A 4528-nucleotide genomic window follows, 5' to 3' on the forward strand; every position below is an offset into this window, starting at 1 on the left:
TGCCGTCAACCTCTAATTACGCCTTTCTTGCAGAAGGTGCCTTTTTGGCTGTTAAACGTGGAATCCGGCGGGTTACAGGCGGCAATCTCAACACCAACAACAACGCACCTATAGAAGCATAGATCGCCCACTCCTTCAGATCGGCGCGAACGATCCACAACATATGCAGCAATCCGAGCCCGAGAACCACATAGACCAACCGATGCAACTTCTTCCAGCGAGAACCCAAACGCCGCTGACTGTAGCGATTGGAGGTAACAGCCAATGCCAACAAACAGAGAAACCCCAGGCCCCCGACAATAATGTACGGCCGCTTGCGCAACTCGATACCCAACTGCGACCAATCAAAGCCAAGAATGAAAGCGGTGTAACCGCTCAAATGCAGAACCACATAAGCGAAGCACCACAACCCCAACTGCCGTCGGACAGCTATCCATCCCGGCCAACCGGTGAGCTTCTGCAAAGGCGTCATGCTTAATGTAATCAGCAGCAGTACAAGCGTCCCCAGCCCTAGACGGTCAACCAGTACCTTGCCCGGATCTGGACCCAACATATCCCCCCAAGCCTGATACAACCAAAACAGCGGCCAAATCGCTGTAGCGATGAAGACGCCAATGCGCCAGAACGGATATCGCATCAGTAATTCTTCCGCAGATCGAGCCCTGTATATAGAGAAGCGACTTCATCCGAGTAGCCATTGAACATTTGCGTGTCCCGCACGTTGGGCTTGAACAGACCGCTCGGTAAACGTCTTTCTCGTGCCTGGGTCCAGCGCGGGTGATCAACTGTCGGGTTCACGTTCGCATAAAAGCCATACTCATCCGAAGCAATACTCTGCCAGGTGGTTTTCGGCTGCTCGCTGACCAGGCTGATCCGCACGATGGATTTAATGCTCTTGAAGCCGTACTTCCAAGGCACCACCAGACGCAGCGGTGCACCGTTCTGATTGGGCAACTCACGCCCGTACATGCCCACAGCAAGAATCGCCAACGGATTCATCGCCTCATCCAGACGCAGCCCTTCTACATAAGGCCAGTCGATCAAGGCAAAACCGGAACGCTGCCCGGGCATAGTTTGGGGATCCTGCAAGGTTTCGAAGCGAATGAACTTGGCTTTGGAGGTTGGCTCTACTTCCTTGAGCAACGCCGAAATGGGAAAACCTATCCACGGAATGACCATCGACCAGGCCTCCACACAGCGAAGACGATAAATACGCTCTTCCAGTTGATAAGGCTTCATGAAGTCTTCCAGCGCATACCGTCCCGGCTTCCCCACCTCCCCGTCTACCACCACGCTCCACGGTTCGGTTTTCAGCGCACCGGCGTTGGCCGCGGGATCACCTTTATCGGTACCGAACTCATAGAAGTTGTTGTAGTGGGTCGCATCCTTGAAAGGCGTGATCGCCTCGTCCTTGACGTTGACCGCCCCCCATTTGGTAGAAGGAAGCTTTTCGGCAAACCAGGACGGCGCCTTGCCAGGCTCGACATCAGCATAACGCGCAACATCGTCGGCACTCGCCCAACGCGGCAGACTGCTCACTGCCAAACCGGCAATGGCGGCACCTAATACACTGCGGCGAGAAAGATAGAGGGATTCAGGCGTGACGTCCGACTCATGACAGTCAGACGTTTTGGGGACTTTGATCAGCATGGTAACTCCGCAGCTTTGGAGGACAGATGCACCCATAGACTGCGGAGTATGAGGGAAATTACATCACTCGGCTTTTTTGTGCCTACGAAGGCGCAGCAGGTACTGGACCGGCCCGGAAGCCGCATAGGCAAGGAAAACCAGCAGCAGGATGCGTGGCGGATCACTGAACACAACGGCGAATACCAATACCACTGCGAGGATCGCGACAAAGGGAACGCGCCCCTTCAAGTCCAGCTCCTTGAAGCTGTTGTACTTGATGTTACTGACCATCAGCATGCCAGCGGCGGCAACCATCAGTGCAACCAGGAACGACATCTTGGAACCCTGAATGCCGTAGTCGCTGAATGCCCAGACAATGCCCGCGACCACTCCGGCGGCAGCCGGGCTGGCCAGACCGATGAAGTAACGTTTGTCTGCAGTGCCGACCTGAGTGTTGAAACGCGCCAGGCGTAACGCCGCCCCCGCTACATAGATGAAGGCAACCATCCAGCCGACCTTGCCCATATCGCCCAAGGCCCAGCCGAATGCCAGCAATGCCGGCGCCACACCAAAGGCAACCATGTCCGACAGCGAGTCATACTCGGCACCGAAAGCGCTTTGGGTATTGGTCATACGGGCAACGCGACCGTCGAGGCCGTCGAGTACCATGGCGACGAAAATCGCGATCGCGGCAAACGCAAAATATTTGCTCGCGCCGATAGCATCACCTGCGCTCAAGGCACTCTGGGCGCTCATCGAGTTGATGATGGAATAAAACCCTGCGAAGAGGTTCGCAGTGGTGAACAGATTCGGCAGAAGATAGATACCACGATGCCGGACTTTACGGCCTTCAGCGTCATGCCCTTCTTCGATGTGCTCATCGATGGGCAGAAGGCTTTCGGCGTCAGAAGCCTGCTTTGGCTCTTCGGGACGTTCGCTCATGGACATTTACCTTGCAACGGGGTGGAAAGTTTCGACAGGTGTCTGGGACGACGGTTCGGCCACAAACAATGCAGCTTTATACCAGAACCGACGGATCCAAACGAAAAAACGCGGCCTAGGCCGCGTTTTCCGTACAAGCTCGAGACTTAGTTCTTGGCTTTGTCGACGATCTTGTTGGCACCGATCCACGGCATCATGGAGCGCAGTTGCTCACCGATGATTTCGATACCGTGAGCGGCGTTGTTACGACGCTTGGCGGTCATCGAAGGATAGCCGGTGGCGCCTTCGCTGATGAACATCTTGGCGTATTCGCCGTCCTGAATACGTTTCAGGGCGTTGCGCATGGCCTGACGGGATTCGGCGTTGATCACTTCCGGACCGGTCACGTACTCGCCGTACTCGGCGTTGTTGGAGATCGAGTAGTTCATGTTGGCGATACCGCCTTCGTACATGAGGTCAACGATCAGCTTCAGTTCGTGCAGGCATTCGAAGTAGGCCATTTCCGGCGCGTAGCCAGCTTCAACCAGGGTTTCGAAACCGGCTTTTACCAGCTCAACGGTACCGCCGCACAGAACGGCTTGTTCGCCGAACAGGTCGGTCTCGGTCTCGTCCTTGAAGGTGGTTTCGATGATGCCGGTACGACCGCCACCAACGCCAGCAGCGTAGGACAGTGCAACGTTTTTGGCGTTGCCCGAAGCATCCTGGTAGATAGCGATCAGGTCAGGGATACCGCCGCCTTTGACGAACTCGGAACGCACGGTGTGGCCCGGGGCTTTCGGCGCGATCATGATCACGTCGAGGTCAGCACGTGGCACAACCTGGTTGTAGTGAATCGCGAAACCGTGGGAGAAGGCCAGGGTGGCGCCTTTCTTGATGTTCGGCTCGATTTCGTTCTTGTACAGGGCAGACTGGAACTCGTCCGGGGTCAGGATCATGACCAGGTCGGCAGCCGCTACGGCGGAAGCAACGTCAGTCACTTTCAGGCCGTGGGCTTCAGCTTTGGCAACAGTAGCCGAACCTTTACGCAGACCAACAGTAACGTCAACGCCGGAGTCTTTCAGGTTGCACGCTTGAGCGTGGCCCTGGGAACCGTAACCGATGATGGCAACTTTCTTGCCCTGGATGATCGACAGGTCGCAGTCTTTATCGTAGAAAACTTTCATGAATTTCCCCTTTATATCTGGCCCTTCAGGCCATTCGCTAATTTGGTTTAGATGCTCAGTACTTTGTCGCCGCGGGCAATCCCGGTGACGCCACTGCGTACGGTTTCCAGAATCGAGGCAGTCCCGATCGATTGAATGAAGCTGTCGAGCTTGTCGCTGGTACCGGTCAATTGAACGGTATACACGCTAGCGCTGACATCAACGATCTGCCCACGATAAATATCGGTGGTGCGCTTGATCTCGGCGCGCTGGGCGCCGGTGGCCTTGACCTTGACCAGCATCAGTTCGCGCTCGATGTGAGCACTCTCCGACAGGTCGACCAGTTTTACCACTTCGATCAGTTTGTTCAGGTTCTTGGTGATCTGTTCGATGACTTCATCATGGCCGACAGTGGTCAGCGTCAGACGCGACAGGGTCGGGTCTTCGGTGGGTGCCACGGTCAGGCTTTCGATGTTGTAGTTGCGCTGCGAGAACAGGCCGACTACACGAGACAGGGCGCCCGGTTCGTTTTCCAGAAGCAAGGAAATAATGTGCCGCATGATTAAGTACGCTCCGTCTTGCTCAGCCACATATCGCGCATGGAGCCGTCTTTGATCTGCATCGGATAGACGTGCTCGCTGGTGTCGACCGAAATATCGATAACCACCAGGCGATCTTTCATGGCGAACGCCTCTTCCATCTTCGACTTCAAATCTTTCGATTCGGTGATGCGCACGCCAACGTGACCATAGGCCTCGGCCAGCTTGACGAAGTCAGGCAACGATTCCATGTAGGAGTGCGAGTGGCGGGTGCCA

Annotated in this window: 6 protein-coding genes; all 6 read right to left on the minus strand. The window is 55.6% G+C overall.

From position 1 onward, the window contains the following. Positions 1-16: 16 nt before the first annotated feature. Positions 17-637 carry a protein-methionine-sulfoxide reductase heme-binding subunit MsrQ gene (gene msrQ, locus PMI30_RS23975; protein WP_008006910.1) on the minus strand — a complete coding sequence of 207 codons (621 nt, stop codon included), beginning with the start codon at positions 635-637 and terminating at the stop codon, positions 17-19. Beyond that, positions 637-1650 (minus strand): protein-methionine-sulfoxide reductase catalytic subunit MsrP, encoded by a 1014-nt coding sequence (gene msrP, locus PMI30_RS23970; RefSeq protein WP_008006912.1) that lies wholly within the window; start codon positions 1648-1650, stop codon positions 637-639. The genes msrQ and msrP overlap by 1 nt, the downstream gene beginning before the upstream one ends. Positions 1651-1713: 63 nt before the next feature. Further along, positions 1714-2571 (minus strand): CDP-diacylglycerol--serine O-phosphatidyltransferase, encoded by an 858-nt coding sequence (gene pssA / locus PMI30_RS23965; RefSeq protein WP_008006914.1) that lies wholly within the window; start codon positions 2569-2571, stop codon positions 1714-1716. Between the two features lie 146 nt (positions 2572-2717). Continuing rightward, complete coding sequence (ilvC, locus tag PMI30_RS23960; protein ID WP_003185459.1) at positions 2718-3734, minus strand: ketol-acid reductoisomerase; 1017 nt, start codon at positions 3732-3734, stop codon at positions 2718-2720. A 47-nt stretch (positions 3735-3781) separates the two neighbouring features. Then, the gene (gene ilvN / locus PMI30_RS23955) at positions 3782-4273 is read right to left on the minus strand and encodes an acetolactate synthase small subunit (RefSeq protein ID WP_003176102.1); all 492 of its coding nucleotides are present in this window, start codon (positions 4271-4273) and stop codon (positions 3782-3784) included. Positions 4274-4275: 2 nt separating this feature from the next. Then, positions 4276-4528: thiamine pyrophosphate-dependent enzyme (locus PMI30_RS23950; RefSeq protein ID WP_007897006.1), on the minus strand; the 253-nt coding region annotated here is incomplete at its 5' end.

The sequence above is a fragment of the Pseudomonas sp. GM50 genome (assembly GCF_000282375.1).
Classification (GTDB): domain Bacteria; phylum Pseudomonadota; class Gammaproteobacteria; order Pseudomonadales; family Pseudomonadaceae; genus Aquipseudomonas.

Bases quoted from the DNA above. Each gene is read 5' to 3' on its own strand.
- msrQ (WP_008006910.1), bottom strand. From the start codon at position 637: ATGCGATATCCGTTCTGGCGCATTGGCGTCTTCATCGCTACAGCGATT.
- msrP (WP_008006912.1), bottom strand. From the start codon at position 1,650: ATGCTGATCAAAGTCCCCAAAACGTCTGACTGTCATGAGTCGGACGTC.
- pssA (WP_008006914.1), bottom strand. From the start codon at position 2,571: ATGAGCGAACGTCCCGAAGAGCCAAAGCAGGCTTCTGACGCCGAAAGC.
- ilvC (WP_003185459.1), bottom strand. From the start codon at position 3,734: ATGAAAGTTTTCTACGATAAAGACTGCGACCTGTCGATCATCCAGGGC.
- ilvN (WP_003176102.1), bottom strand. From the start codon at position 4,273: ATGCGGCACATTATTTCCTTGCTTCTGGAAAACGAACCGGGCGCCCTG.